Annotated in this window: 23 protein-coding genes and 1 riboswitch; of the genes, 17 read left to right on the top strand and 6 right to left on the bottom strand. The window is 70.5% G+C overall.

Annotated features, from left to right (window positions below):
* Nucleotides 1-52: 52 nt before the first annotated feature.
* A complete protein-coding gene (locus ACZ6WH_RS11115) occupies nucleotides 53-652 on the bottom strand; it encodes a DUF3043 domain-containing protein (RefSeq protein WP_469727598.1) in 600 nt (199 codons plus the stop codon).
* 268 nt (nucleotides 653-920) lie between these two features.
* Between ACZ6WH_RS11115 and ACZ6WH_RS11110 the strand changes: the two genes are divergently transcribed.
* The 5 genes from ACZ6WH_RS11110 (at nucleotide 921) to ACZ6WH_RS11090 (ending at nucleotide 7,477) form a co-directional block, all read left to right on the top strand.
* The gene (locus ACZ6WH_RS11110) at nucleotides 921-1,706 is read left to right on the top strand and encodes a PspA/IM30 family protein (protein WP_469728004.1); all 786 of its coding nucleotides are present in this window, start codon (nucleotides 921-923) and stop codon (nucleotides 1,704-1,706) included.
* A 54-nt stretch (nucleotides 1,707-1,760) separates the two neighbouring features.
* Nucleotides 1,761-2,039 carry a PspA-associated protein PspAA gene (gene pspAA / locus ACZ6WH_RS11105; RefSeq protein ID WP_432853296.1) on the top strand — a complete coding sequence of 93 codons (279 nt, stop codon included), beginning with the start codon at nucleotides 1,761-1,763 and terminating at the stop codon, nucleotides 2,037-2,039.
* Between the two features lie 153 nt (nucleotides 2,040-2,192).
* Nucleotides 2,193-3,482 (top strand): sensor histidine kinase, encoded by a 1,290-nt coding sequence (locus ACZ6WH_RS11100; protein WP_432853293.1) that lies wholly within the window; start codon nucleotides 2,193-2,195, stop codon nucleotides 3,480-3,482.
* The gene (locus ACZ6WH_RS11095; RefSeq protein WP_432853290.1) at nucleotides 3,479-4,156 is read left to right on the top strand and encodes a response regulator; all 678 of its coding nucleotides are present in this window, start codon (nucleotides 3,479-3,481) and stop codon (nucleotides 4,154-4,156) included. Before ACZ6WH_RS11100 ends, ACZ6WH_RS11095 begins: the two co-directional genes overlap by 4 nt.
* 159 nt (nucleotides 4,157-4,315) lie before the next feature.
* Complete coding sequence (locus ACZ6WH_RS11090) at nucleotides 4,316-7,477, top strand: efflux RND transporter permease subunit (protein ID WP_432853287.1); 3,162 nt, start codon at nucleotides 4,316-4,318, stop codon at nucleotides 7,475-7,477.
* Nucleotides 7,478-7,535: 58 nt separating this feature from the next.
* On the opposite strand, the gene nadA is transcribed toward ACZ6WH_RS11090, so the two are convergent.
* Nucleotides 7,536-8,732 carry a quinolinate synthase NadA gene (gene nadA / locus ACZ6WH_RS11085; protein WP_469727595.1) on the bottom strand — a complete coding sequence of 399 codons (1,197 nt, stop codon included), beginning with the start codon at nucleotides 8,730-8,732 and terminating at the stop codon, nucleotides 7,536-7,538.
* A 305-nt stretch (nucleotides 8,733-9,037) separates the two neighbouring features.
* On the opposite strand from nadA, the gene ACZ6WH_RS11080 reads away from it, so the two are divergent.
* A complete protein-coding gene (locus ACZ6WH_RS11080; protein WP_361560848.1) occupies nucleotides 9,038-9,391 on the top strand; it encodes a HesB/IscA family protein in 354 nt (117 codons plus the stop codon).
* 109 nt (nucleotides 9,392-9,500) lie between these two features.
* Here the strand turns inward: ACZ6WH_RS11080 and ACZ6WH_RS11075 are convergent, their stop codons facing one another.
* Together ACZ6WH_RS11075 and ACZ6WH_RS11070 are read right to left on the bottom strand one after the other, a co-directional pair.
* Nucleotides 9,501-11,108, bottom strand: coding sequence for a hypothetical protein (locus tag ACZ6WH_RS11075; protein WP_469727593.1), 1,608 nt, complete (start codon nucleotides 11,106-11,108; stop codon nucleotides 9,501-9,503).
* 155 nt (nucleotides 11,109-11,263) lie between these two features.
* A complete protein-coding gene (locus ACZ6WH_RS11070) occupies nucleotides 11,264-11,497 on the bottom strand; it encodes a hypothetical protein (RefSeq protein WP_432853279.1) in 234 nt (77 codons plus the stop codon).
* Between the two features lie 141 nt (nucleotides 11,498-11,638).
* Here ACZ6WH_RS11070 and ACZ6WH_RS11065 point away from each other — a divergent pair, with 141 nt between their 5' ends.
* The gene (locus ACZ6WH_RS11065) at nucleotides 11,639-12,613 is read left to right on the top strand and encodes a carbohydrate kinase family protein (protein WP_469727592.1); all 975 of its coding nucleotides are present in this window, start codon (nucleotides 11,639-11,641) and stop codon (nucleotides 12,611-12,613) included.
* 13 nt (nucleotides 12,614-12,626) lie between these two features.
* Here ACZ6WH_RS11065 and ACZ6WH_RS11060 read toward each other — a convergent pair whose 3' ends face one another.
* A complete protein-coding gene (locus ACZ6WH_RS11060) occupies nucleotides 12,627-14,021 on the bottom strand; it encodes an aminotransferase class V-fold PLP-dependent enzyme (protein WP_469727591.1) in 1,395 nt (464 codons plus the stop codon).
* Between the two features lie 323 nt (nucleotides 14,022-14,344).
* Between ACZ6WH_RS11060 and ctaC the strand changes: the two genes are divergently transcribed.
* From ctaC to ACZ6WH_RS11040, 4 genes are all read left to right on the top strand, one after another.
* Entirely contained in the window at nucleotides 14,345-15,307 is a 963-nt protein-coding gene (gene ctaC, locus ACZ6WH_RS11055) for an aa3-type cytochrome oxidase subunit II (protein ID WP_432853274.1), read from the top strand.
* On the top strand, nucleotides 15,304-17,037 hold the full coding sequence (gene ctaD, locus ACZ6WH_RS11050) for an aa3-type cytochrome oxidase subunit I (protein ID WP_432853271.1): 1,734 nt from the start codon (nucleotides 15,304-15,306) through the stop codon (nucleotides 17,035-17,037). The genes ctaC and ctaD overlap by 4 nt, the downstream gene beginning before the upstream one ends.
* Entirely contained in the window at nucleotides 17,034-17,432 is a 399-nt protein-coding gene (locus ACZ6WH_RS11045; RefSeq protein WP_030616574.1) for a cytochrome c oxidase subunit 4, read from the top strand. The genes ctaD and ACZ6WH_RS11045 overlap by 4 nt, the downstream gene beginning before the upstream one ends.
* Nucleotides 17,433-17,545: 113 nt before the next feature.
* A complete protein-coding gene (locus ACZ6WH_RS11040) occupies nucleotides 17,546-18,820 on the top strand; it encodes a L,D-transpeptidase (RefSeq protein ID WP_469727588.1) in 1,275 nt (424 codons plus the stop codon).
* A gap of 83 nt (nucleotides 18,821-18,903) precedes the next feature.
* On the opposite strand, the gene ACZ6WH_RS11035 is transcribed toward ACZ6WH_RS11040, so the two are convergent.
* Nucleotides 18,904-19,305, bottom strand: a complete 402-nt coding sequence (locus ACZ6WH_RS11035) for a hypothetical protein (RefSeq protein ID WP_361560831.1) — start codon at nucleotides 19,303-19,305, stop codon at nucleotides 18,904-18,906.
* Between the two features lie 287 nt (nucleotides 19,306-19,592).
* Between ACZ6WH_RS11035 and ctaE the strand changes: the two genes are divergently transcribed.
* The 6 genes from ctaE (at nucleotide 19,593) to ACZ6WH_RS11005 (ending at nucleotide 26,931) form a co-directional block, all read left to right on the top strand.
* Entirely contained in the window at nucleotides 19,593-20,213 is a 621-nt protein-coding gene (ctaE, locus tag ACZ6WH_RS11030; RefSeq protein ID WP_432853265.1) for an aa3-type cytochrome oxidase subunit III, read from the top strand.
* A gap of 86 nt (nucleotides 20,214-20,299) precedes the next feature.
* Nucleotides 20,300-21,109: a cytochrome bc1 complex diheme cytochrome c subunit gene (gene qcrC / locus ACZ6WH_RS11025; RefSeq protein ID WP_399708194.1), complete on the top strand. Its 810-nt coding sequence runs from the start codon at nucleotides 20,300-20,302 to the stop codon at nucleotides 21,107-21,109.
* Nucleotides 21,106-22,167, top strand: coding sequence for a cytochrome bc1 complex Rieske iron-sulfur subunit (gene qcrA / locus ACZ6WH_RS11020; RefSeq protein WP_432853262.1), 1,062 nt, complete (start codon nucleotides 21,106-21,108; stop codon nucleotides 22,165-22,167). Before qcrC ends, qcrA begins: the two co-directional genes overlap by 4 nt.
* Nucleotides 22,164-23,804, top strand: a complete 1,641-nt coding sequence (gene qcrB / locus ACZ6WH_RS11015; RefSeq protein ID WP_361560823.1) for a cytochrome bc1 complex cytochrome b subunit — start codon at nucleotides 22,164-22,166, stop codon at nucleotides 23,802-23,804. Before qcrA ends, qcrB begins: the two co-directional genes overlap by 4 nt.
* A 188-nt stretch (nucleotides 23,805-23,992) precedes the next feature.
* Nucleotides 23,993-25,057 (top strand): anthranilate phosphoribosyltransferase, encoded by a 1,065-nt coding sequence (gene trpD / locus ACZ6WH_RS11010; protein WP_469727586.1) that lies wholly within the window; start codon nucleotides 23,993-23,995, stop codon nucleotides 25,055-25,057.
* 145 nt (nucleotides 25,058-25,202) lie between these two features.
* Nucleotides 25,203-25,319, top strand: a riboswitch (SAM riboswitch).
* Nucleotides 25,320-25,527: 208 nt separating this feature from the next.
* On the top strand, nucleotides 25,528-26,931 hold the full coding sequence (locus ACZ6WH_RS11005) for an aminotransferase class V-fold PLP-dependent enzyme (RefSeq protein ID WP_469727585.1): 1,404 nt from the start codon (nucleotides 25,528-25,530) through the stop codon (nucleotides 26,929-26,931).
* Nucleotides 26,932-26,994: the final 63 nt, after the last annotated feature.

Raw genomic sequence — 26,994 nt, 5'->3', positions numbered from 1 at the left:
AGCTCGTCCAGCCAGGGCTCGGCCCCTCCGGCAAAGCCGGAGGAACCGGTGCTCAGGGCCGTTCTCCCCGCTTGACCTGCGGCTTGGGCAGCCGCAGTCGACGCATCTGGAGGGTGCGCATCAGGGCGTAGGGCTTGACGCCCTTGAGGTTCTCGTTCGGGAACCGCTGCTTGAGGCGCTTGGTCAGGCCGGTCCACACGACGATCGAGTCCAGCACGATCAGCAGGATGACGACCAGCCACAGGATGAGCGCGATGCTCTGGATCTGCGGGACCCGGACCATGGTCAGCACGAGGATGATCACGGCCACCGGGAGGAAGAACTCCGCGACGCACCAGCGCGAGTCGATATAGTCGCGCGCGAAACGGCGGACGGGGCCCTTGTCCCTTACGGGGAGGTACCGCTCGTCACCGTTGGCCAGCGCTTCGCGCTGCTTGGCCATGTCGGCGCGGCGTGCCTCCCGCTGGGCCTTGACGGCCTCCTTGCGGTTGGCCGGCGCCGACTGCGCGCGGGTGCGGCGCTGGGACTGCGCCTGACTGCGCTTGGGCGTCGGGCGGCCCTTGGGGGCCTGCGGGTCGCGGGGCTGCTGGGGCTGGTCCGCGGTCACCTTGGAGGTCGCGGCCTGCTCTTCCTTCGAACGGCTTCGGAACACAGAACCCAAGGGTACGCGGTCGCCCTCCGTGAGCCAGAGCCCGAGGGGAACGATCCGGCAACGGCCGGGGCGGGTACACGTACTACGCCTACTCCCTGCGCCTGAGAAAAGGAGCTGCGTGATCGTCCTGCAGGAGGAGCACATCCGGGTCCAACCAGTGCGGTAATGGAACCGGGGCCCGTACTGTGGGGTCTGTAGATGTGCTGGAGCCGAAGCCCGAAGTAACTCGGTGAGAAGGGGGCGCGCGAGGCCCATGAGCGACGGTGTCATGAAGCGGATGGGGATGATCTTCCGCGCGAAGGCCAACAAGGCCCTGGACCGGGCCGAGGATCCGCGCGAGACCCTCGACTACTCCTACCAGAAGCAGCTGGAGCTGCTCCAGAAGGTGCGGCGCGGCGTCGCCGACGTCGCGACGTCCCGCAAGCGCCTGGAGCTCCAGCTCAACCAGCTCCAGGGCCAGTCCTCCAAGCTGGAGGACCAGGGCCGCAAGGCGCTCGCGCTCGGCCGCGAGGACCTGGCCCGCGAGGCACTCTCCCGCCGTCAGGCCCTGCAGCAGCAGGTCACCGACCTGGAGACGCAGCACCAGACGCTGCAGGGCGAGGAGGAGAAGCTCACCCTCGCGGCGCAGCGCCTCCAGGCCAAGGTGGACGCCTTCCGTACGAAGAAGGAGACCATCAAGGCCACCTACACCGCGGCCCAGGCGCAGACCCGGATCGGCGAGGCCGTCTCCGGCATCTCCGAGGAGATGGGCGACGTGGGCCTGGCCGTGCAGCGTGCCGAGGACCGCACCGCGCAGATGCAGGCCCGGGCCGGTGCGATCGACGAACTGCTGGCGTCCGGCGCGCTGGACGACCCGACCGGCATGGCCAAGGACGACCTCACGGCCGAGCTGGACCGGATCTCCGGCGGCGGCGACGTCGAGCTGGAGCTGCAGCGCATGAAGGCCGAGCTGGCCGGGGGCTCCGCCGCGGGCCAGCAGGCCATCGAAGGGGGGCAGGGCGGCCAGGCCCAGCAGGCCCCGCATCAGGACCAGCCGCGCTTCGACAAGCAGTGACCGGCGGACGCGGATAGCCTCGTCGGGACGCCGGACCGGACCAGAGGAGACGTCATGATCGTACGGATCATGGGCGAGGGGCAGGTAAGGGTGGCGGACAGCCACTTCATCGAGCTCAACAAGCTGGACGACGAGCTGCTCGCCGAGATGGAGAGCGGCGATCAGGACGGCTTCCGGCGGACCCTGGGCGCGCTGCTCGACGCGGTGCGCCGGCTGGGCGAGCCGCTGCCCGAGGACTCCCTGGAGCCCTCCGAACTGATCCTGCCCGGCCCCGACGCCACCCTCGAAGAGGTCCGCGAAATGCTCAGCGACGACGGCCTCATCCCGGGCTGACCCGGCCCGGCCCCGGCGATCCGGCCCCGTCCCGTACGGGACCGCGACCGCCCGGCTTCTTCCAGCAGGGCAGCGCCCCGGCCACCGTCGCCGCCGCCCGCCGACACCCTCGGCGGGCCGCGGCCGGTGACCGGGGCGCTACCGTTTCTCCTCGTGACTCCCCTCGCCACCGGGCAGGGCCCGCGGCCCGGGCCCGCGCTGCTCGCCCGGCTCCGCGCCCACCCCGTCGTGCTCGACGCGGTCCTGGCGGCGGCCGTGCTCGCGGTGATCCTGACCGGCGCAGCGGCCGGCCCGCACGGCCGGTACGGGCCGCGCTTCGGCGACCGGCCGCTGGAGGCGTCCACGGTCCTCCTCGCGACGCTGGCCTGCGGCGCGCTGGTGCTGCGCCGCCGGTACCCGCGCACCGTCCTCGCCTTCACGGGCGCCATGACGCTGGCCGAGCTGGTGACCTCCACCAGCGAGCCGCGCGGCCCGGTCGCCGCCGCCTCGGTCATCGCGGTCTTCACCGTCGCCGCGCGTACCGACCGCCCCACCACCTGGCGGATCGGCGCGCTCACCGTGCTGGTGCTCACCGCCGCCGCCATGCTCACCAGCGCCCACCCCTGGTACGCCCAGGAGAATCTGGCGATCTTCGCGTGGACCGGCATGGCGGCCGCGGCCGGCGACGCGGTCCGCAGCCGCCGCGCCTTCGTCGACGCGATCAGGGAGCGGGCCGAGCGGGCCGAACGCACCCGCGAGGAGGAGGCCGGGCGCCGGGTCGCCGAGGAGCGCATGCGCATCGCGCGTGAGCTGCACGACGTCGTCGCGCACCACATCGCGCTGGTCAACGTGCAGGCCGGGGTCGCCTCGCACGTCATGGACAGCCGCCCCGACCAGGCCAAGCAGGCCCTCGCCCACGTCCGTGAGGCGTCCCGCTCGGCGCTGGAGGAGCTGCGCGCCACGGTCGGCCTGCTGCGTCAGTCCGACGACCCGCAGGCCCCCACCGAACCGGCCCCGGGGCTCGGCGTCCTCGACCAGCTGATCGACGGGTTCGTACGCGCCGGGCTCCCCGTCGAGCTGGAGCTGCCGCCCGGCAGCCCCGAGGGCCTGCCCGCCTCCGTCGACCTGACCGCGTACCGCATCGTCCAGGAGGCGCTGACCAACGTGCACAAGCACGCGGGGGAGGGCGCGCGTGCCACGGTGCGCATCGTCCGCTCGGCCGAGGCGCTGACGCTGACGGTGCTGGACGACGGCGGCGGCGGGCCCGCCCGGCCCCGCCCGCGCCCCGGCGCACAGGAGGAGCCGGCGGACCGTACGGACGGCGGCGGGCACGGCCTGATCGGGATGCGCGAGCGGGTCGCGGCGCTGCGCGGCTCGGTGGAGACCGGGCCGCGCCCGGCCGGTGGATTCAAGGTACGGGTACGGCTGCCGCTGCAGACCGCACGCACGGGGGAGACAACATGACGATCAAGGTGCTGCTCGCGGACGACCAGGCGCTGCTGCGCAGCGCGTTCAAGGTGCTGGTGGACTCCGAGCCCGGGATGCGGGTGGTGGCCGAGGCGTCGGACGGCGCCGAGGCGTACGAGCTGACCCGCGCCACGGCGCCCGACGTGGTCCTGATGGACATCCGGATGCCCGGCGTGGACGGGCTGGCCGCCACCCGCATGATCAGCGAGGACCCGGAGCTGGCCGGGGTGCGCGTGGTGATCCTGACGACCTTCGAGGTCGACGACTACGTGGTGCAGGCGCTCCGGGCGGGCGCGAGCGGCTTCCTCGGCAAGGGCGCCGAGCCGGACGAGCTGCTCAGCGCCATCCGGGTCGCGGCGGCCGGGGAGGCGCTGCTGTCCCCGGTGGCGACGAAGGGGCTGATCGCCCGGTTCCTCGCCCAGGGCGACGGCGAGGACGGCACGGCGGGCCCGGACGCCGAGCGGCTGGCGACGCTGACCGGCCGGGAGCGCGAGGTGCTGGTGCTGGTCGCGGGCGGGCTGTCCAACGACGAGATCGCCGAGCGGCTGTCCGTCAGCCCGCTGACCGTCAAGACGCACGTGAACCGCGCGATGGCCAAGCTGGGCGCCCGCGACCGGGCCCAGCTGGTGGTCATTGCGTACCAAAGCGGACTCGTCCGCCCGCGGGTGTAGCAGCGGGTGGAGCGGGGCGTACTGCGGACGCGGTACGCCCCGGCCCCGGAAATGGACCTGGGTGCTAGGGAAACAGCGCCGCGCGTGCCGGATGGTGTAAGCGGGCCCGCCATGGGCCGTTGCCGGAAGCGTTCAGAACAAAAGAGAGAGACCCCACCCATGTTCAGGCTGTCCCGACTCAGCCTCGCACAACGGGGCCTGATAGCACTGATGTCGATCGTCGCGATCGTCTTCGGGGCCATCGCGATCCCACAGCTGAAGCAGCAGTTGCTGCCCTCCATCGATCTGCCCATGGTGTCCGTCGTGGCGCCGTACCAGGGCGCCTCGCCCGATGTCGTCGAGAAGCAGGTCGTCGAGCCGCTGGAGGACGGCATCCAGGCGGTCGACGGGATCACGGGCGTGACCTCGACGGCCAGTGAGGGCTCGGCCGTGGTCATGGCCGAGTTCGACTACGGCAACGACTCCAAGACGCTGGTCGCCGACGTCCAGCAGGCCGTCAACCGGGCCCGCGCGCAGCTGCCCGACGACGTCGACCCGCAGGTCGTGGCCGGCGGCACCGACGACCTGCCGACCGCGGTGCTGGCCGTCGCCTCCTCCGGGCAGGACCAGCAGGCCCTCGCCGACCGCCTGGACCGCAGCGTCGTCCCGGCCCTGAAGGACATCGACGGCGTCGGCCAGGTCAGCGTCAACGGCGTGCGCGACCGGGTCGTCGCGGTCACCCCCGACGACGCGAAGCTCGCCAGGGCGGGGCTCACCCCGGCAGCCCTCGGCCAGGCCCTGGAGGCCGGCGGCGCCTCCGTACCGGCCGGCTCCTTCGCCGAGGACGGCAAGAGCCGCACCGTCCAGGTCGGCAGCGGCTGGACCTCGCTCCAGCAGATCAAGGACCTCACCGTCTCCCCGGCGGCGGCCGGTGCCGCGGCGGGCAAGGCCGGGGCCGGCGCGCCGGTACGGGTCGGCGACATCGCCACCGTGAAGCAGGAGTCGGCCACCCCGACCTCGCTCACCCGCACCAACGGCAAGCCCAGCCTCGCGGTCCAGATCACCATGGACCAGGACGGCAGCGCCGTCGCCATCTCCGACGCGGTCAAGGACAAGCTGCCGCAGATCCGCGCCGACCTCGGCAAGGACGCGGACGTCACGGTCGTCTCCGACCAGGGCCCGCAGGTCTCCAAGTCCATCGAGTCCCTCACCACCGAGGGCCTGCTCGGCCTGGTCATGGCCGTGATCGTGATCCTGGTCTTCCTGCTCAGCCTGCGCTCGACGCTGGTGACCGCGGTGTCCATCCCGCTGTCCGTCGTCATCACGCTGATCGTGCTGTGGACCCGCGACCTGTCGCTGAACATGCTGACCCTGGGCGCGCTGACCATCGCCATCGGCCGGGTCGTGGACGACTCCATCGTCGTCCTGGAGAACATCAAGCGGCACCTGGGCTACGGCGAGGAGCGCAAGCACGCCATCCTCACCGGCGTCCGCGAGGTGTCCGGCGCGATCACCTCCTCCACCCTCACCACCGTGGCGGTCTTCCTGCCGATCGGCGTGGTCGGCGGCATGGTGGGCGCCCTCTTCGGCGACTTCTCGATCACCGTCACGGTGGCCCTGCTGGCCTCGCTGCTGGTCTCCCTCACCGTCGTCCCGGTCCTCTCCTACTGGTTCCTGCGCGCCCCGAAGGGCGCCGAGGACGCCGACCCGGAGGCGCTGCGCAAGGCCGCCGAGGAGAAGGAGAGCCGCAGCGCCCTGCAGCGGCTGTACGTACCGGTGCTGCGCTTCGCGACCCGGCGCCGGGCCACCAGCCTCGTCATCGCCGCGGTCATCCTCATCGGCACCTTCGGCATGGGCCCGCTGCTGAAGACCAACTTCTTCGACCAGGGCACGCAGGACACCCTCTCCATCCAGCAGGAGCTGGCCCCCGGCACCAGCCTCGGCGCCGCCGACAAGCAGGCGAAGCGGGTCGAGAAGCTGCTCGCCGACACCGACGGCGTGCAGGACTACCAGGTCACCGTCGGCTCGTCGGGCATGATGGCGGCCTTCGGCGGCGGCGCCAACGCCAACCAGGCGTCGTACCAGGTCAAGCTGGCGAACGCCGACGACTCCGACCGGGTCGTCGCGGACATCCGGGACGGCCTCGCGAAGCTCGGCAAGGACATCGGCGACACCACCGTCTCGGCCGGCCAGGCCTTCGGCAACCAGGATCTGAGCGTGGTCGTGAAGGCCGCCGACGGGGACGTGCTGAAGGACGCGGCCGAGCAGGTACGGAAGAAGGTCGCGGGCCTGGACGACGTCACCGACGTCACCAGCGACCTGGCGCAGAGCGTGCCCCGGATCTCCGTCACCGCGAACGACAAGGCCGCTGCCGCCGGTTACACCCAGGCCACCCTCGGTCAGGCCGTCGGCCAGGCGGTGCGCGGAACCACCAGCGGCAAGGCGCTGCTGGACGACGCGGAGCGGGACGTCGTGGTGAAGTCGGCGCACCCGGCCACCACCGAGGCGCAGCTGAAGAAGCTGACGCTGCCCGGCCCGTCGGGCATGGTGAAGCTCGGCGACATCGCCGAGGTGAAGACGGTGGCGGGCCCGGTGCAGATGACCCGCATCGACGGCGCCCGGTCCGCCACCATCACGGCCAAGCCGACCGGTGACAACACCGGCGCGGTCACCACGCAGCTGACGTCCGAGCTGAAGGACCTGGACCTGCCCAAGGGCGCGACCGCCGAGATCGGCGGCGTCTCGGCCGACCAGGACGAGGCGTTCTCCTCGCTCGCGCTGGCCATGCTGGCGGCCATCGCGATCGTCTTCATGCTGCTGGTGGCGACCTTCCGGTCGCTGATCCAGCCGCTGATCCTGCTGGTCTCGATCCCGTTCGCGGCGACCGGCGCGATCGGCCTGCTGGTCGCCACGGGCACCCCGCTGGGCGTCCCGGCGATGATCGGCATGCTGATGCTCATCGGCATCGTCGTCACCAACGCGATCGTGCTGATCGACCTGATCAACCAGTACCGGGCACAGGGGTACGGCGTGGTCGAGGCGGTCGTCGAGGGCGGCCGCCACCGGCTGCGGCCCATCCTGATGACGGCCCTCGCCACGATCATGGCCCTGCTGCCGATGGCCCTCTCGGTCACCGGTGACGGCGGGTTCATCTCCCAGCCGCTGGCGGTCGTCGTGATCGGCGGTCTGATCACCTCCACCCTGCTGACCCTGCTGCTCGTCCCGACGCTCTACGCGATCATCGAGCTCCGCAAGGAGAAGCGGGCGGCGAAGAAGGCCGCCAAGCGGGCCGACTCCGCCGCACCGGAGGAGGACCGTACGCCGGAGCCCGCCGGCGTCTGACCCGCACAGCGCGTGGGGCCCGTACCAAAGTCCGGTACGGGCCCCACGTGTGTGACGGCTACGGCAGCGCCAGCATCCGCTCAAGGGCGAGCTTCGCGAAGTCCTCCGTCTCCTTGTCCACCTCGATCCGGTTGACGACCTTGCCGTCCGCCAGGGACTCCAGGGCCCAGACCAGGTGCGGGAGGTCGATGCGGTTCATCGTGGAGCAGAAGCAGACCGTCTTGTCGAGGAAGACGATCTCCTTGTCCTCGGCAGCGAAACGATTGGCCAGGCGGCGGACCAGGTTCAGCTCGGTGCCGATCGCCCACTTCGACCCGGCGGGCGCCGCCTCCAGGGTCTTGATGATGTGCTCCGTGGAGCCCACGTAGTCGGCCGCGGCCACGACCTCGTGCTTGCACTCCGGGTGCACCAGCACGTTCACGTCCGGAATGCGCGCCCGGACGTCCTCGACCGACTCCAGCGAGAAGCGGCCGTGCACCGAGCAGTGCCCGCGCCACAGGATCATCTTCGCGGCGCGCAGCTGCTCGGCGGTGAGGCCACCGTTCGGCTTGTGCGGGTTGTAGACGACGCAGTCCTCCAGCGACATGCCCATGTCGCGCACCGCGGTGTTGCGGCCCAGGTGCTGGTCGGGCAGGAAGAGCACCTTCTCGCCCTGCTCGAAGGCCCACTCCAGGGCCCGCTTGGCGTTGGACGACGTGCAGATCGTGCCGCCGTGCTTGCCGGTGAAGGCCTTGATGTCCGCCGAGGAGTTCATGTACGAGACGGGCACGACCTGCCCGGCGACGCCGGCGTCGGTCAGCACGTCCCAGCACTCCGCGACCTGCTCGGCGGTGGCCATGTCGGCCATCGAGCAGCCGGCGGCCAGGTCGGGGAGGACGACCTTCTGGTCGTCGGTGGTCAGGATGTCGGCGGACTCGGCCATGAAGTGCACGCCGCAGAAGACGATGTACTCGGCGTCCGGCCGCGCGGCCGCGTCCCGCGCCAGCTTGAAGGAGTCGCCGGTGACGTCGGCGAACTGGATGACCTCGTCGCGCTGGTAGTGGTGGCCGAGCACGAAGACCTTGTCCCCGAGCTTCTCCTTGGCGGCGCGGGCCCGCTCCACGAGATCGGGGTCGGAGGGGGAGGGCAGATCGCCGGGGCACTCCACGCCGCGCTCGCTCTTGGGGTCGGCTTCGCGGCCGAGCAGCAGCAGGGCGAGCGGCGTGGGCTGCACGTCGAGGTCCTGGCGGGGCTGGGCGGTGGTCACGACACGCACCTTCTTTTTTCAGGGACAAGCGCGGCGTAGCCGCTCCAGTGGAGCCGGTGCCTGCACCGGGCTTTTCGTCGAAATGACGCTATCTATCATAGCCGCTTCACGTCAGTTTGACGATGGGCATTATGTCGATGTGACGCATCACCCGGCCGGCCGTACCCCGTCAGTCGCTGACCTTCGCGGCGGGGTGTGCGAGCATGAAGAGGGGCGGAAAATTCCCCAGAACTTCGAGCCCGCCCGGAATGAATCCGGGGCCCCGTCGGTTACTGCCGAGGGCAAGGGGTCCGTACAACCCGGGAGAGATGTAGATGAGCGTTCAGGACGAGACCACCGTCAGCGACGGCATCATCCTGTCCGACGCAGCCGCGTCGAAGGTCAAGACCCTGCTGGAGCAGGAAGGCCGGGACGACCTCGCGCTGCGGGTGGCCGTTCAGCCCGGTGGCTGCTCCGGCCTGCGCTACCAGCTCTTCTTCGACGAGCGCTCGCTCGACGGCGACGTCGTGAAGGACTTCGGCGGCGTGAAGGTCGTCACCGACCGGATGAGCGCCCCGTACCTGGGTGGTGCCTCCATCGACTTTGTCGACACCATCGAGAAGCAGGGCTTCACGATCGACAACCCCAACGCCACCGGCTCCTGCGCCTGTGGCGACTCCTTCAGCTGAGCCGGCCGGCTCCGGCGCACGGAGACATACGACGAAGGCGGCGTTCCCCGCGGGGAACGCCGCCTTCGTCATGGCCGCCCTCGAACCTCCGGCTCGCGGCGGCCCGCCGTCACTTCTGCGGCACCGTCTCACCGCTGGAGGCGTCGATGACCTCCCGGCCGTCCAGCGGGGAGTCCAGCGTCACCGTCTTGCTGAACTGCTTGGCGACCTTCACGCAGACCCCGCCCGGCTTCTTCTCCTTGCCGGTGACCTGCGCGGTCACGGCCGTGCCCGACTGGTCGGCGCTGGCCGAGTAATTGCTGCACACGCCGCCCCAGAAGCGCAGCGTCAGCTTCTTGCCGTCCTTGGAGACCGCGTACGACTCCAGGCTCTGCACGCCCTTCTTGCCCTCCTTGCCGCCCTGCGGCGGCTGCGCGGGCCGCTGGGTGGCGGCGTCACCGGCGTTCCGGTCCACCACGAACTTCGGGTCGACCGCCGGGTGCGCGACCGTCGTGCCGGCGTCCTTGCCGCCGGGCGAGCCGGGCTGCCGCACCTCGTACATCCACGACGGCACGAGCGCCTGGCTGCCGTTCACGAACTGCACCGACAGGCCGAACCGGGCGCCGGTCACCTCGGCGGGCGAGGGCTTCCCGGGCGCCGGCTCGCACGGCGCGACACCCTTCTCGCCCGCCTTGCCGTCGGCCTTCTCGTCCTTCTCGCCCTTGTTCGGCAGCGGCGTCGCGCACTTCTCCTTGCCCTTGCCCTCGGCGGAGCCGGCCCCGCCGTTCAGGTGGTCGAGCGTCTTCGCCGCGCTCAGCAACGGGTAGGTGTCGCCCTTGACCGGCCGCGCGAGCTGGCCGCTGCCGCCGACGACCCGGCCGTCCGAGCCGACCTGGAGATCGCTCTGCCAGCCGTACGTGGGCAGGCCGCCGAACGTCGGGTTCGCGGAGACGATCCGCACCGCGCCGGACAGCCCGCCGGCGTCCAGCTTCGCGTCCTGCTGCCCCAGCGCCGCGAGCACCGGCCGCACCGCCTGCTTCGCCTCGCTCTGCGACACCGCGCCCTTGCCGCTGCCGTCGTCCTCCGTGCTGGCCTCCCGGCCGCGGTACGAGGGGCAGCCGGGCCCGTCGGAGGAGTGGCCGGTCTTCGCGTCCGCCGCCTCGCCCTTGGGCGCGGCGGGCAGCGCGCAGTTGACCCCGCCCGGGGTGCCGTACTGCGCGAACGTCCACGAGCCGGTGCCGGCCTTGGCCACCTGGAGCACGGGCCCGCGGGAGTCCTTCTCCTGGCCGCCGACCTTCCAGGTGCCGCCCTCGGAGCGGATCTCGCCCGAGACGTCCAGCGCCTTGGCCAGCTTGGCCACCGCGGCCTTGCCGACCGGGCCCTGGGCGCGGTACACGGGCGCGTCGGCCGGGCCGTCCGGCAGCTCGCCGACCGCGCGGTACCCGCCGCCCTGCGGGTTCGGCTCGCCCGGCGCGATGCCGCTGTTCCCGCTGTTCCCGCTGTGCGCCTGGCCGTAGCCCTCCAGGGCCAGGGGCGGCGGGTCGGCCGCCGCGCCGGCGCTGCCGTCCTGGCCGGAAGCGCCCGATGCCCAGTACGCCGCGCCACCGCCGGCCAACAGCACGGCGGCGGCCATCGAGGCGACCACCAGCGGGCTGCGCCCGCGCCGCCCCGGGGTGGTGGGGGTGTCGGTGGAATTCTTCCCGCTGCCGGTGGCAGGGGGAGTGTCCTCGGTGCTCACCGCATCGCTCCTTCGGCTCCGCTGAACAACTGATGCGCCATCCTCCGTGAGGGGGACGCCGATTGGACGGAGCCGGGCCGCGGACGGTTCCGCCCGCGGCCCGAACGGGCCGCTGAAGGTCCGTGGAAGAGCGGTGGAGGAGTGGCTCGCCGTACTCAGTCGCCGTACTCGGACATCCCGTCCAGCAGTTTCGCAGAGGTGGCGGGCACCGTGATCCCGCGGAGCTCGGCGGCCGGGCGCGGCGGCGCGGCGAAGTGGCCGTCGCTCCGCCAGTGCGGCGCCATGCGGGCGCAGTCGCCGAGCAGTTGCTCCATCGAGTCGTACGCGGCCCCGTCCGGGTGACGGCCGGTGGAGCGATCTGTTGTGACGGGCTTCACATGTGGGGTCATATCCGCACCGTACGCACCCTTCACACCGCGAAAGAAGACCTACTATCGGGTAGTTTCGCCAGGTCGGAAGGGTCGTCCCGAACGGGTAGCGTTGGGTCACGTCCGTCACCGCCCCACGCCTCCCCGCAGGAGCGAATCGCCGTGCGTATCGCAGTCACCGGCTCCATCGCCACCGACCATCTGATGACCTTCCCCGGACGCTTCGCCGACCAGCTGGTCGCCGACCAGCTCCACACGGTCTCCCTCTCCTTCCTGGTCGACCAGCTCGACGTGCGGCGCGGTGGCGTCGCCGCGAACATCTGCTTCGGCATGGGCCAGCTCGGCACCGCGCCGATCCTGGTCGGCGCCGCCGGCAACGACTTCAGCGAGTACCGCGCCTGGCTGGACCGGCACGGCGTCGACACCGCCTCCGTACGGATCTCCGAGGTGCTGCACACCGCCCGCTTCGTGTGCACCACCGACGCCGACCACAACCAGATCGGCTCCTTCTACACCGGCGCGATGAGCGAGGCCCGGCTGATCGAGCTGCAGCACGTCGCCGAGCGCGTGGGCGGCCTGGACCTCGTCCTGATCGGCGCGGACGACCCCGAGGCGATGATCCGGCACACCGAGGAGTGCCGTACCCGCTCGATCCCCTTCGCCGCCGACTTCTCCCAGCAGATCGCGCGGATGGACGGCGACGACATCCGCACCCTCATGGACGGCGCGGCCTACCTCTTCTCCAACGAGTACGAGAAGGGCCTCATCGAGTCCAAGACCGGCTGGACCGCCGAGGAGATCCTCGGCAAGGTCGGCACCCGCGTCACCACCCTCGGCGCCAGCGGCGTCCGCATCGAGCGCGAGGGCGAGCCGGCCATCGAGGTCGGCGTCCCCGAGGAGAAGGCCAAGGCCGACCCGACCGGCGTCGGCGACGCCTTCCGCGCCGGCTTCCTCTCCGGCCTGGCCTGGGGCGTCCCCCTGGAGCGCGCCGCGCAGGTCGGCTGCATGCTGGCCACCCTCGTCATCGAGACGGTCGGCACCCAGGAGTACGAGCTGCGCCGCAGCCACTTCCTGGACCGCTTCACCAAGGCGTACGGCCACGAGGCCGCCGCCGAGATCCAGCAGTACCTGGACTGAGACCCGGCACGGACTAGACGCGGCGCCGCACCACGTACGCGGCGCCGCGTTCCGGGGGCTCGGCGGCTTCCCCCAGGTACTCCTGGCCCTGCGTCCAGCACCACGCGGGGATGTCCAGCGCCGCCACCTCGTCGTCGGACAGCACGGTCACCGTGGTGCCGACGGCCACTCCGGCGACCGCCTTCGCCAGCTCGATCACCGGCACCGGGCAGCGCGCGCCGAGCGCGTCCACGACCACGTCGCCGGACACGCCCTCAGGGGCCCGCGCGGGCCGTGCGGCGGGCGCGCCCAGCTGCTCCCGCACCCCGGCCACCGCCTCCGGCAGCACCGCCAGGAAGCGGTCCACGTCGGCCGCGTCGGTCCCGGCCGGCAGCGACACCCGTACGTTGCCCTCGGAGAGCACGCCCATCGCCTTCAGGACGTGGCTGGGCGTCAGCGTGCTGGAGGTGCAGGAGGAGCCGGAGGAGACGGAGAAGCCCGCCCGGTCCAGCGCGTGCAGCAGCGTCTCCCCGTCGACGTAGAGGCAGGAGAAGGTCACCAGGTGCGGCAGCCGCCGTACCGGATCGCCGACCACCGCCACGTCCGGCACCAGCTCCGGCACCCGGGAGCGGATCCGGTCCACCAGGCCGCGCAGCCGCGCCGCCTCGGCCACGGCCTCCCCGCGCGCGGCACGCAGCGACGCGGCCGCCGCCACCACCGCCGGGATGTTCTCGAAGCCGGGCGCCCGGCCCGACTCGCGCTCGTCCGCCGGACCCCGGTGCGCGAAGCGGGTGCCCTTGCGGACCGCCAGCAGGCCGACCCCGGCCGGGCCGCCCCACTTGTGCGCGCTGCCCGCCAGCAGCGACCAGGGGCCCTCCACCGCTCCCCAGGCGAGCGACTGGGCGGCGTCCACCAGCAGCGGCACGCCCGCCGCACGGCACGCCTCGGCCGCCTCGGCCACCGGCTGTTCGGTGCCCACCTCGTGGTTGGCGGACTGCAGGACGGCCAGCGCGGTGTCCGGGGTGAGCGCCGCGGCGAACTCCTCGGCGGCCACCCGGCCCGTACGGTCGCAGCCCACCACGGCCACGGTGCCGCCGGCCGCCTCGTGCGTCTCCGCCGCGTGCAGTACGGCGGAGTGCTCGACCGCGGAGTGGACCAGCCGGGTGCCGACACGCCGACGGCCGGCCAGCGCGCCCGCCACGCCCGTGTGCACGGACCGGGTGCCGGACGGGGTGAAGACCAGCTCGTCGGGGCGGCAGCCGACCGCCTCCGCCGCGGCCTCGCGCGCGGCGTCCAGCAGCAGCCGGGCGCGCCGGCCCTCCCGGTACAGCCGGGCCGGGTCGGCCCACCCCTCGTCGAGCGCGGCGAGGAGCGCCTCGCGGGCGACCGGGTGCAGGGGAGCGGAGGACGCGGCATCGAAGTAGGACACGGCGAAACGCTAACGCGTTCGGGCGGCGACGCCTCCGGCGCGCCGGGCCGGACCGGGAAGCGCCCGGCCGGACCGACGGCGCGGCGTCAGATGCCGGGCAGAAGCGGGGAATCCGGTTGTTCCGGGGGGCCAGTGAGGGGGCCGGGCCACCCCTTCGGGGGGTGACGCGCCGCGTTGGGCACCCTCCCCGCGCGACGCCAAATAGCGTCCAGTAGGGTTTGGTCCGCATAAACATCCAAACCCCTGCCCGTGACAGGGCCGGCGACCGACCAGCTGAGACGGCCGCAGCCGGTCCGCGGGCGAGACTCTCGGGAAGGCGCTACGTGAGTCCCAACGGCTCCGACCGCTCGTCGCGGCGCCCGATGCGGCGGAAGCTGCCGCAGGTGCTGGCTGCGGGCCTGGTCCTGCTGACCGCGACCGGTTGCACATACAAGGACTTCCCCCGCCTCGGCATGCCAACGCCCGTCACCGACGAGGCGCCGCGGATCCTCTCCCTTTGGCAGGGCTCCTGGGCCGCCGCCCTCGCAACGGGCGTGCTGGTGTGGGGCCTGATCATCTGGAGCTGGATCTTCCACCGCCGCAGCCGGACCAAGGTGGAGGTCCCCGCACAGACCCGGTACAACATGCCGATCGAGGCGTTGTACACCATCGTCCCGTTCATCATCATCGCGGTGCTTTTCTACTTCACCGCGCGCGATGAGAACGAACTCCTCAAGACTTCCAAGAAGCCGGACCACGTCGTGAACGTGGTGGGCTTCCAGTGGAGCTGGGCGTTCAACTACATGGAGAACGTGGACGGCAACAAGTCGACCACGAACATCGACTCCAAGGAACTCTCCGCGATCCCGGACAAGTGGAAGAAGTCGGCGCCCCAGGGTGCCGAGGGCGTCTACGACCAGGGCACGCCGGGCGAGCGGAACCCGCAGAACGGCAACCCCGGCCCCACGCTGTGGCTGCCGAAGGGTGAGACCGTCCAGTTCATCCTGACCTCGCGTGATGTCATCCACTCCTTCTGGGTGGTGCCGTTCCTGATGAAGCAGGACGTCATCCCGGGTCACACCAATGTCTTCGAGGTGACTCCGAACAAGGAGGGCACCTTCATGGGCAAGTGCGCCGAGCTCTGCGGCGTTGACCACTCCCGGATGCTCTTCAACGTCAAGGTCGTGTCTCCCGAGCGGTACCAGGAGCACCTGAAGGACCTGGCGAAGAAGGGCCAGAACGGTTACCTGCCGGCCGGTATCGAGCAGACCGACCACGCCAGGAACGCGGAGACGAAGAACAAGTGAGCATCCTCAACGAACCTCAGGGTGCCGCCGCCGCATCGGCCTCGGCAGCACCACCCGTACGCAGGAAGCAACCCGGCAACGTCGTGGTGAAGTGGCTGACGACCACCGACCACAAGACGATCGGCACGCTCTATCTGGTGACGTCGTTCGCCTTCTTCTGCATCGGCGGCCTGATGGCGCTCTTCATGCGCGCCGAACTGGCCCGTCCCGGCACGCAGATCATGTCGAACGAGCAGTTCAACCAGGCGTTCACGATGCACGGCACGATCATGCTGCTGATGTTCGCGACGCCGCTGTTCGCAGGGTTCGCCAACTGGATCATGCCGCTGCAGATCGGCGCGCCCGACGTGGCGTTCCCGCGGCTGAACATGTTCGCGTACTGGCTGTACCTCTTCGGCTCGCTGATCGCGGTGGCCGGCTTCCTCACCCCGCAGGGTGCGGCCGACTTCGGCTGGTTCGCCTACTCCCCGCTGTCGGACGCGGTCCGCTCGCCGGGTGTCGGCGCCGACATGTGGATCATGGGTCTGGCCTTCTCCGGCTTCGGCACCATCCTCGGCTCGGTCAACTTCATCACCACGATCATCTGCATGCGTGCCCCCGGCATGACGATGTTCCGGATGCCGATCTTCACCTGGAACGTCCTGCTGACCGGTGTGCTGGTCCTGCTGGCCTTCCCGGTGCTGGCCGCCGCGCTGTTCGCCCTGGAGGCGGACCGTAAGTTCGGGGCCCATGTATTCGACGCGGCCAATGGCGGCGCATTGCTCTGGCAGCACCTCTTCTGGTTCTTCGGACACCCAGAGGTGTACATCATCGCGCTGCCGTTCTTCGGCATCATTTCCGAGGTCATTCCGGTCTTCTCGCGAAAGCCGATGTTCGGTTACATCGGTCTGATCGCGGCGACGATTTCGATCGCGGGCCTTTCGGTGACCGTGTGGGCGCACCACATGTACGTCACCGGCGGAGTACTCCTGCCGTTCTTCTCCTTCATGACGTTCCTCATCGCGGTTCCGACCGGTGTGAAGTTCTTCAACTGGATCGGCACGATGTGGAAGGGCTCGCTGTCCTTCGAGACACCGATGCTCTGGGCGGTCGGCTTCCTGATCACCTTCACCTTCGGTGGTCTGACCGGCGTCATCCTGGCCTCGCCGCCGCTGGACTTCCACATCTCCGACTCGTACTTCGTCGTGGCGCACTTCCACTACGTCGTCTTCGGTACGGTCGTCTTCGCGATGTTCGCCGGCTTCCACTTCTGGTGGCCGAAGTTCACCGGCAAGATGCTGGACGAGCGGCTCGGCAAGATCACGTTCTGGACGCTGTTCATCGGCTTCCACGGCACCTTCCTGGTCCAGCACTGGCTGGGCGCCGAGGGCATGCCGCGTCGTTACGCCGACTACCTGGCGGCCGACGGCTTCACCGCCCTGAACACGATCTCGACGATCAGCTCCTTCCTGCTGGGCCTGTCGATCCTGCCGTTCATGTACAACGTCTGGAAGACGGCCAAGTACGGCAAGAAGATCGAGGTCGACGACCCGTGGGGCTACGGCCGCTCGCTGGAGTGGGCGACCTCCTGCCCGCCGCCGCGGCACAACTTCCTCACGCTGCCGCGCATCCGCTCGGAATCCCCGGCATTCGACCTGCACCACCCTGAGATCGCCGCGCTCGACGCGCTCGAGAACGACGGTCAGAAGGACACGGCGCTCATGGGCGGCAAGAAGGAGGCCGGCAAGTGAAGATCCAGGGCAAGATGTTCATCTGGCTCTCCGTCTTCGTCCTCGCCATGGCGATCGTCTACGGCGTCTGGTCGAAGGAGCCGGCGGGCACCACCGCGCTGTTCCTGGCGTTCGGTCTCTGCATCATGATCGGCTACTACCTGGCCTTCACGGCCCGGCGAGTGGACGCGGGTGCGCAGGACCGCAAGGACGCGGACGTCGCGGACGACGCCGGCGAGGTGGGCTTCTTCAGCCCGCACAGCTGGCAGCCGCTCTCGCTGGGCATCGGCGGAGCGTTCGCCTTCCTGGGCGTCGTCTTCGGCTGGTGGCTGCTGTACTTCTCCGCTCCGATCATCCTCGTCGGCCTGTTCGGCTGGGTGTTCGAGTACTACCGGGGTGAGAACCGCACGCAGTAAGCGCGGTTCCGCACCGACGGGCCGGGCCCGGCCACTCCACGGAGTGGCCGGGCCCGACCCATTTGGCCTCTCCCAACGCGCCGTACGGGGGAGGTTTTTCCTATTTTGTTGCTATGAGCCACATGCCACGATCCCGGACGGTGCTCAGCTCCGCCCTCCTGCTGCTGCCGCTGGCGGCGGGGGTCACCGGGTGCGGCGGGGCGTCGTCGGATCCGCTCGCCGCCCAGCCCTACGATGCGGCCGGCCAGATCGCGGCCAACGCCCCGGCGGGCGAGCAGAAGGCCGATCCGGACAAGCCACTGGAAGTGACCACCAAGGGCGACGAGGCGAGGATCACCGATGTCACCGCCACGGACGCCGCCGGCCGCTACATCCGCGGCCGCCTGACCGCCGACGGCACCCGCTGGCGCAGCACCGTGCCGCTCGCCGCCGGCACCCGCTACACCGTGCGGGTGAGCACCGAGGACAGTGACGGCAAGCCGGGCCGGAAGGTCCTGCACACGGAGACCGAGGGCAACGGCGACCGGCGGCTGCGGGTGACCTTCGGGCCCGACAGCGGCACGTACGGCGTCGGCCAGCCGCTCACCGCCGAACTCAGCCGGCCGGTGCACGGCAAGCGCGCCAGGGCGCTGGTGGAAGGCGCCCTGAAGGTCGACAGCAGACCGCGCGTGCTCGGCTCCTGGCACTGGGCGGACGACAAGACCCTGCACTACCGCCCGCGTTCGTACTGGCCCGCGCACGCCACCGTCGAGGCGTACAGCAACCTCCAGGGCCTGAAGATCGCCAAGGGGCTGTACGGCGGGCCCGGCAAGCCCGTGAAGATCCGTACGGGCGACCGGGTCGAGGCGGTCACGGACGCCGCGGCCCACCGGATGACCGTCCGGCGCAACGGCAAGGTGATCAAGACCCTGCCCGTCACCACCGGCAAGCCGGGCTTCGACACCCGCAACGGCATCAAGGTCGTGCTGGGCAAGGAGGCCTTCGTCCGGATGAACAGCAACACCGTGGGCATCGCGCGCGGCAGTTCGGAGTCCTACAACCTGCCGGTCCACTGGGCCACCCGGGTGACGTGGAGCGGCGAGTACGTGCACGCGGCCCCCTGGTCCGTGGGGTCGCAGGGCGCGGCCAACGTCAGCCACGGCTGCACCGGCATGTCCACCGCCGACGCCCGCTGGTTCTTCGAGCACGTACGGGTCGGCGACCTCGTCGAGGTGGTCCACAGCAAGGGCGACGCCATGACCCCGTTCGACAACGGGTTCGGCGACTGGAACATGCCCTGGGACAAGTGGCGCGCCGGCAGCGCCCTCGGCGGCGGTATGAGCGGCGCGGACGGCGGCGAGAAGGCCGCGGGCCCGGCCGACGCCGCCAGACTGCGCCCGCGGGTCTGAGAAGCCCGCAGAACGGCACACGGCGCCCCGTCCGGGCGGAGCAGCCCGGACGGGGCGCCGTACGTCGTGCGGGCCGGTGTCGCTCAGGCCTCCGCGAGCAGCCGGCGGCGCAGCAGCCCCGCCAGCGCGTCGGCGAACGCCACCGGGTCGATCGGATGGGTCACCGCGGCGTCGGCCCGGCTCCAGGTCGCCAGCCAGGAGTCCTGGGGGCGGCCGATCAGCAGCAGCACCGGCGGGCAGTGGAAGATCTCGTCCTTGATCTGCCGGCACACGCCCATGCCGCCGGCCGGCGCGGTCTCGCCGTCCAGGACACAGGCGTCGATGCCGCCCTGTTCCAGGGCCGCGAGGACGGCCGGGAGTGTCGCGCACTCCACAATCTCCACCTGCGGCACATCGGCGGCGGGGCGCCGGCCGGCCGCGAGGCGTACCTGCTCGCGGGTGCCCGAGTCGTCGCTGTAGACCAGCACCGTGGCAGTCGCCTGCATCGTTCCTCCACGCTTTTGGGGGAGCACCGTTCACGGGAGCACCTCGGGGGCCGGTCCCGTTCAGCGGATGCTACTGCCCGGAAGGCCCCGCGCAGGAGGGTCCGTACCGGACGAAGATCTGTCCGACGACCCGTCAGGACTGGTCGGAGCGGGGGCGTCAGGGGGGTGCGGAAGGTGTGCTTCCCCCCTTCGGGGGACCCCGCCACTGGACCGTACGGGCAGGGCACACCCCCTTGACACACCGAACGGCACCCCCCGGAGTGAGCGCAAGATAAGCGACCGACATAATGTCGGTCGTGGCGACAGCAACAGCAGTAGAAACCGGGCACGCGCACCCGTCGGTCAATCGGCCGAACCTCACCAGCGTCGGAACCATCATCTGGCTGAGTTCCGAGCTGATGTTCTTCGCGGCCCTCTTCGCGATGTACTTCACCCTCCGATCGGTGACCGGAGCCGAGTATTGGAAGGAATCCGCCCATGCGCTGAATCTTCCGTTCTCCGCGACGAACACCACGATCCTGGTGCTCAGCTCCCTGACGTGCCAGCTCGGTGTTTTTGCGGCCGAGCGCGGCGACGTCAAGAAGCTCCGGGCCTGGTTCGTGATCACCTTCGTCATGGGTGCGATCTTCATCGGCGGTCAGGTCTACGAGTACACGGAGCTGGTCAAGCACGAGGGGCTCTCGCTCTCGTCCGGCCCGTACGGCTCGGTGTTCTACCTGACCACCGGCTTCCACGGACTGCACGTGACAGGCGGTCTGATCGCCTTCCTGCTGGTCCTGGGCAGGACGTACGCGGCCAAGAGGTTCACCCACGAACAGGCCACCGCGGCCATCGTCGTGTCCTACTACTGGCACTTCGTCGATGTCGTCTGGATCGGCCTCTTCGCCACGATCTACCTGATCAAGTAGGCAGACCGGTCCCCGACCGGACCCGCAGTTCAGACAGACACAGTCCAGAAGCATCGACGCAGAAGATCCTGACACCGGGGTAATCCGTGAAAAAGCTCTCCGCACGACGGCGCCATCCGCTGGCGGCGCTCGTCGTCCTACTCTTCGCGCTGGCGGTCACTGGGGGGCTGTACGCCGCGTTCGCGCCGGCGGACAAGGCTCAGGCCGATGACACCGCCCAGTCTCTTGCCATCAAGGAGGGCAAGAAGCTCTTCGCCGTCGGCTGCGCCAGCTGCCACGGCACCGGCGGTCAGGGCACCTCCGACGGCCCGAGCCTGGTCGGCGTGGGCGCTGCCGCCGTCGACTTCCAGGTCGGCACCGGCCGCATGCCGGCGCAGCAGCCGGGCGCCCAGGTACCGCGGAAGAAGAACATCTACAGCCAGGCCGAGATCGACCAGCTGGCGGCGTACGTCGCGTCGCTCGGCGCCGGTCCGTCCGTGCCGGAAAAGAAGGACTACAGCGCCGACGGCGCCGACATCGGCAAGGGCGGTGAGCTCTTCCGTACGAACTGTGCCCAGTGCCACAACTTCACCGGTAAGGGCGGCGCCCTGACCAACGGCAAGTTCGCACCGGCGCTGGACGGGGTCGACCCGAAGCACATCTACGAGGCCATGGAGACCGGCCCGCAGAACATGCCTTCGTTCGGCGACGGCAGCCTCTCCAAGGCCAACAAGAAGGACATCGTCGCGTACCTCGGTGAGGTCAACGGCGACAAGACCGCGAGCCCCGGCGGCATGGACCTCGGCGGTCTCGGCCCGGTCAGCGAGGGCCTCTTCGGATACATCTTCGGCCTGGGCGCGCTGGTCGCGGTCGCCATCTGGGTCGCAGCCCGGACAGCGAAGGCCAAGAAGTCATGAGTGAGACTGGACGACACGCAGACGTGCCAGAAGAAAACCTGCCCAGTGAGCGCGACGGTGCTCACGGTGACGTGGCGACGAAGAGCAACCCCTTCGCCGACCCGGGCCTGCCCCCCCACGAGCACCGCATCCAGGACATCGACGAGCGGGCGGCCAAGCGCTCCGAGCGTGCCGTCGCACTGCTCTTCGTGGTGTCCATGCTCGCGACGATCGGCTTCATCGCCTCGTACGTGATCTTCCCGATCGACAAGATCATCTACGTCTGGCCGCTCGGCCACATCAGCGCGCTGAACTTCGCGCTGGGCCTGACGCTCGGCGTGGCGCTGTTCTGCATCGGCGCCGGCGCGGTCCACTGGGCCCGCACGCTGATGTCCGACGCGGAGGTCGCCCAGGAGCGGCACCCGATCGAGGCCGAGCCCGAGGTCAAGGCCAAGGTCATGGCCGACTTCCGGGAAGGCGCCGCGGAGTCCGGCATGGGCCGCCGCAAGCTGATCCGCAACACCATGTTCGGTGCGCTGGCCCTGGTGCCGCTCTCCGGTGTGGTGCTGCTGCGCGACCTCGGTCCGCTGCCGGAGAAGAAGCTCCGCACCACGGGCTGGAAGAAGGGCATCCGCCTGGTCAACCAGTCCACCAACCTCCCGCTGCGTCCCGAGGACATCGCGGTCGGCTCGCTCACCTTCGCCAAGCCCGAGGGCCTGGAGGAGGACGACCACGAGTTCAACCAGAAGATTGCCAAGGACGCCCTGATGCTCGTGCGGATCCAGCCGCAGAACATCAAGGACAAGCAGGAACTTGAGTGGTCGCACGAGGGCATCGTGGCGTACTCGAAGATCTGCACCCACGTCGGTTGCCCGATCTCCCTGTACGAGCAGCAGACGCACCACGTGCTCTGCCCCTGCCACCAGTCCACCTTCGACCTTTCCGACGGTGGCCGCGTGATCTTCGGCCCGGCGGGCCACGCCCTGCCGCAGCTGCACATCACGGTGAAGGACGGCTACCTCGAAGCCGTCAGCGACTTCGCGGAGCCCGTCGGCCCGAGCTTCTGGGAGCGCGGATGAGTAACGAAACGAGCGCGACCAACGCGCGTCGCGGCCAGGCGCCGCGGGGTGAGCGGATCGCCGACTGGGCGGACGGCCGGCTGGGCATCTACAGCCTCGCCAAGTCCAACATGCGGAAGATCTTCCCGGACCACTGGTCCTTCATGCTGGGTGAGATCTGCCTCTACAGCTTCATCATCATCATCCTGACCGGCGTCTACCTGACGCTGTTCTTCCACCCGAGCATGGCCGAGGTCGTCTACCACGGCTCCTACGTGCCCATGCACGGCATCCGGATGACGCAGGCCTTCGAGTCGACGCTGGACATCAGCTTCGACGTCCGCGGCGGTCTGCTGATCCGGCAGATCCACCACTGGGCCGCGCTGGTGTTCGTCGCCGGCATGATGGTCCACATGATGCGGGTGTTCTTCACCGGCGCCTTCCGCAAGCCGCGCGAGGTCAACTGGCTCTTCGGCTTCCTGCTGCTGGTGCTCGGCATGTTCACCGGCTTCACCGGCTACTCGCTCCCGGACGACCTGCTGTCCGGTACCGGTGTCCGGTTCATCGAGGGTGTCATCCTGGCGATGCCGCTGGTCGGCTCGTACCTGCAGATGTTCATCTTCGGCGGGGAGTTCCCCGGCCACGACATCATTCCGCGGTTCTTCTCGGTGCACGTGCTGCTGCTGCCGGGCATCATGCTCGGCCTGCTGGTGGCGCACCTGATCCTGGTCTTCTACCACAAGCACACCCAGTTCCCGGGTGCCGGCAAGACGGAGAAGAACGTCGTCGGCATGCCGCTGCTGCCGGTCTACATGGCCAAGGCCGGAGGCTTCTTCTTCCTGGTCTTCGGTGTGATCTCGGTGATCGCCGCGATCGCGAGCATCAACCCGGTGTGGGCCATCGGCCCGTACCGCCCGGACCAGGTGTCCACCGGCGCCCAGCCCGACTGGTACATGGGCTTCGCCGAGGGTCTGGTCCGTGTCATGCCCGGCTGGGAGTGGGACATCGCCGGTCACTACACCGTCAACTTCGGTGTGCTGATCCCGATCATCATCTTCCCGCTGGTCCTGGCGGCCATCGCGGTCTACCCGTTCATCGAGTCCTGGGTCACCGGCGACAAGCGTGAGCACCACCTGCTGGACCGTCCGCGCAACGCCCCGACCCGCACCGGCTTCGGTGTGGCCTGGCTGATCGCGTACTTCGTCATGCTGATCGGTGGCGGTAACGACCTGTGGGCCACGCACTTCCACCTGTCGATCAACTCGATCACCTGGTTCGTCCGGATCGCGTTCTTCGTCGGGCCGGTGCTCGGCTTCATCGCGACCAAGCGGATCTGCATGGGCCTGCAGCGGCGCGACCGCGACAAGGTGCTGCACGGACGGGAGTCCGGCATCATCAAGCGGCTGCCGCACGGTGAGTTCATCGAGGTGCACGAGCCGCTCGGCCAGGAGCAGCTGCACGCCCTCACCTCGCACGAGCAGCCCAAGCCGCTCGAACTCGGCCCCGAGGTCGACGAGAACGGTGTCAAGCGCAAGATCCCGCGCTCGCAGAAGCTGCGCGCCAAGCTCTCCAAGAGCTACTACGGCGAGGACAACGTCATTCCGAAGCCGACGGTGGAGGAGTACGAGGAGATCACCAGCGGCCACGGCCACCACTGATCTCCGCGGGGGAGCGGTGTCCGCACCGTGACCCCGAGCACGTAGCAGAGAACGCCACCCAGAGGGCCCCGTCCGTTCCCCAAGCTCTTAAGGAGCAGGGGAGACCCCTATCGGACGGGGCCCTCCGGCGTACCGCGGGCCCGATAGGCTCGCCATGAAGCAGTTGACATGAACCAGGAGTGTGGACCATGAACGTTGTGACCCCGGATGACGGCGGCAGCGTGGCGGCCCGCACCTGGCCGGGCGTGCTGAACGCCCTCCTGGAAGGCCGTGACCTCTCCGCCGACTCCACCGAGTGGGCGATGGACCGGATGATGCGCGGCGAGGCCAGCGACGCGCAGATCGCCGGCTTCGCGGTGGCGCTGCGGGCCAAGGGTGAGACCGTCGCGGAGATCTCCGGACTGGTCCGCGCCATGTACGAGCACGCCAACCTCATCGAGGTACCGGGGCCCGGCGTGGACATCGTCGGCACCGGCGGCGACGGCGCCAAGACCGTCAACATCTCCACGATGTCCTCGATCGTGGTGGCCGGCGCGGGCGCGAAGGTCGTCAAGCACGGCAACCGCGCCGCGTCCTCCGCCAGTGGCGCCTCCGACGTCCTGGAGAAGCTGGGCGTGAACCTGGACCTGACCCCGCGCCGGGTGGTGGAGGTCGCCGAGGAGGCGGGCATCACCTTCTGCTTCGCGGTGAAGTTCCACCCGGCGCTGCGGCACGTGGGCGCCGCGCGCGGCCAGCTGGGCATCCGGACCGTCTTCAACTTCCTCGGCCCGCTCACCAACCCGGCCCGGGTCCGGGCCCAGGCGGTCGGCGTGGCCGACGCCAGGATGGCGCCCATCGTGGCCGGCGTCTTCGCCGAGCGCGGCCACTCCTCGCTGGTCTTCCGCGGTGACGACGGCCTCGACGAACTGACGACGACGACCACCTCCCGGGTCTGGGTGGTGCGCGACGGCGCGGTCCGCGAGGAGTCCTTCGACCCGCGCGACGTCGGCCTCGAACTGGTCCCCGTGGAGGCGCTGCGGGGCGCGGACGCCTCCTACAACGCGGACGTCGCGCGCCGCCTCCTGGCCGGCGAGCGGGGCCCCGTACGGGACGCGGTCCTGCTGAACTCCGCGGCGGCGCTGGTCGCCCTGGAGCCGACGGAGGCGCCCCTGAACGACCAGATCGCGGCGGGCATCGCGCGCGCCGCGGAGTCGATCGACTCGGGGAGGGCTCAGGGCGTCCTGGCCCGCTGGGCGGCCGCCACGCAGGCGTAGCTCAGGGGCGCGGGGAACCGCGCGACCAGCCACAGCGGCGCCGCGCCCGGCATCCGAGCGATCAACCCTCCCCGGATGCCGGGGGTGGCGTCCGCCATACGGACACCTCTTGCAGCGCCACGATCATGTGGCATGATTCTCGGCAGGTCACGAGCGACAGCGAATAGGCCCCGGCCCGCTGTCCGGCAACCCTCCGTCCGTGGCGGGGTGCCCCGGGTGATGACCAGGCCGCAGGCAGCAAGGCCCGCGGCAAGCGCGGATCCCTCGCCAGGGATCCTGGTTATCGAGGGAGCCTTTCCGTGATGCAGCGAATGCGATAGGGCCGGTCGGCCCCTTTCTCCGAACACCCCGCCCGAGGCGCCCCCCTTTTTCCGTGTGCGCGGCGCCCGCGGGTTTCTTCCACGCCCCGTGCGTGTCATTCGACTGCTCCGTACGTCTCGTACGGTTCTACGCCTCCGGGAGACTCCGCCATGTCCGTGCGCCCTGACACCGCCACCACCGCCGACGCCGACCCCGCCTGCGCCACCGCCGCGCCGCTCCCTGTGCTCGGCCGCGACGTGAGCGTCCCGCTCGTCACCGGCGGCGAGGTCACCTACGCCGCGCTGGACTACGCGGCCAGCGCCCCGGCGCTCCAGCGGGTGTGGGACGACGTGGCCGCGTACGCGCCGTACTACGGGAGCGTCCACCGCGGCGCCGGGTACCTCTCCCAGCTCTCCACCGACCTCTTCGAGAACAGCCGGCAGACCGTCGCGGAGTTCCTGGGGTGCCGGGAGGCGGACCAGGTGGTCTTCACCCGGTCCACCACCGACTCGCTCAACCTGCTGGCGGGCGTGCTTCCCGCGGACACCCGGGTGTTCGTCTTCGAGACCGAGCACCACGCCTCGCTGCTGCCCTGGGAGCAGCGGGACGACCTGACCGTCACCTACCTCGACGCCCCCCACACCCCGCAGCAGGCGGTCGACACGCTGGAGAGGGCGCTCGCCCACCGCGAGCCCTACGGCCCGGCGCTGGTGTGCGTGACGGGCGCGTCGAACGTGACCGGCGAGCTGTGGCCGGTGCGCGAACTGGCGGCCGCGGCGCACGCGCACGGCGCGCGGATCGTCCTGGACGCCGCTCAGCTCGCCCCGCACCACCCCGTCGACATCGCCGACCTGGACGTGGACTGGATCGCCTTCTCCGGTCACAAGCTCTACGCGCCCTTCGGCGCCGGCGTGCTGGCCGGGCGTGCCGACTGGCTGCAGGCGGCCGAGCCGTACCTGGCCGGCGGCGGCGCCAGCCGGACGGTCGCCCGCCGCGAGGACGGGGGCGTGGCGGTCGAGTGGCACACCACCGCGGCGCGTCACGAGGCCGGCTCCCCGAACGTGATCGGCGTCTACGCGATCGCCTCCGCCTGCAAGGCGCTGACCGAGGCGGGCTTCGACGCGCTGGTCGCCCGCGAGCGGGAGCTGATCGCGAAGGTGCGGACCGGGCTGGCCGAGGTGGACCAGGTGAAGGTGCTCTCGCTCTTCGGCGACGAGGCCGACCGGGTGGGCGTGCTGTCCTTCGTCGTCGAGGGCTGGAACAGCTCGCACTTCGCGGCCGCGCTGTCCGCGGAGTACGGCATCGGCGTACGGGACGGGCTCTTCTGCGCCCACCCGCTGGTGCGGACTCTCCTGGGCAGCGACCCGCAGGACCCGGGGGCCTGCGGTGCACCCGAAGGGGCGCCGGGGGAGCGGTCGCTGAACGCCATCCGGGTGAGCTTCGGGGCCGGGACGCCCGACGAGCACGTGGAGCGGTTCGTACGCGCGGTCAAGGAGCTGGTGACCGACGGCGCGCGGTGGTCCTACCGGACCGAGGAGGGGCGCTGCGTGCCGGATCGCGGCGCGGCGGTCTGAGACCGCGGATGACGGACGGCGGGGTCCCTGCGGGGCCCCGCCGCTGCGTTGCGCCTCGTGGCG

It is taken from the genome of Streptomyces sp. NPDC050806 (assembly GCF_055586425.1).
This window is presented reverse-complemented; position numbering and strand designations above follow the sequence as displayed.

Bases quoted from the DNA above. Each gene is read 5' to 3' on its own strand.
- pspAA (WP_432853296.1), top strand. From the start codon at position 1,761: ATGATCGTACGGATCATGGGCGAGGGGCAGGTAAGGGTGGCGGACAGC.
- ACZ6WH_RS11080 (WP_361560848.1), top strand. From the start codon at position 9,038: ATGAGCGTTCAGGACGAGACCACCGTCAGCGACGGCATCATCCTGTCC.
- ACZ6WH_RS11070 (WP_432853279.1), bottom strand. From the start codon at position 11,497: ATGACCCCACATGTGAAGCCCGTCACAACAGATCGCTCCACCGGCCGT.
- ctaE (WP_432853265.1), top strand. From the start codon at position 19,593: ATGTCGGTCGTGGCGACAGCAACAGCAGTAGAAACCGGGCACGCGCAC.
- qcrA (WP_432853262.1), top strand. From the start codon at position 21,106: ATGAGTGAGACTGGACGACACGCAGACGTGCCAGAAGAAAACCTGCCC.
- ACZ6WH_RS11035 (WP_361560831.1), bottom strand. From the start codon at position 19,305: ATGCAGGCGACTGCCACGGTGCTGGTCTACAGCGACGACTCGGGCACC.
- ACZ6WH_RS11005 (WP_469727585.1), top strand. From the start codon at position 25,528: ATGTCCGTGCGCCCTGACACCGCCACCACCGCCGACGCCGACCCCGCC.
- qcrB (WP_361560823.1), top strand. From the start codon at position 22,164: ATGAGTAACGAAACGAGCGCGACCAACGCGCGTCGCGGCCAGGCGCCG.
- ACZ6WH_RS11090 (WP_432853287.1), top strand. From the start codon at position 4,316: ATGTTCAGGCTGTCCCGACTCAGCCTCGCACAACGGGGCCTGATAGCA.
- ACZ6WH_RS11095 (WP_432853290.1), top strand. From the start codon at position 3,479: ATGACGATCAAGGTGCTGCTCGCGGACGACCAGGCGCTGCTGCGCAGC.
- trpD (WP_469727586.1), top strand. From the start codon at position 23,993: ATGAACGTTGTGACCCCGGATGACGGCGGCAGCGTGGCGGCCCGCACC.
- ACZ6WH_RS11110 (WP_469728004.1), top strand. From the start codon at position 921: ATGAAGCGGATGGGGATGATCTTCCGCGCGAAGGCCAACAAGGCCCTG.
- ACZ6WH_RS11040 (WP_469727588.1), top strand. From the start codon at position 17,546: ATGAGCCACATGCCACGATCCCGGACGGTGCTCAGCTCCGCCCTCCTG.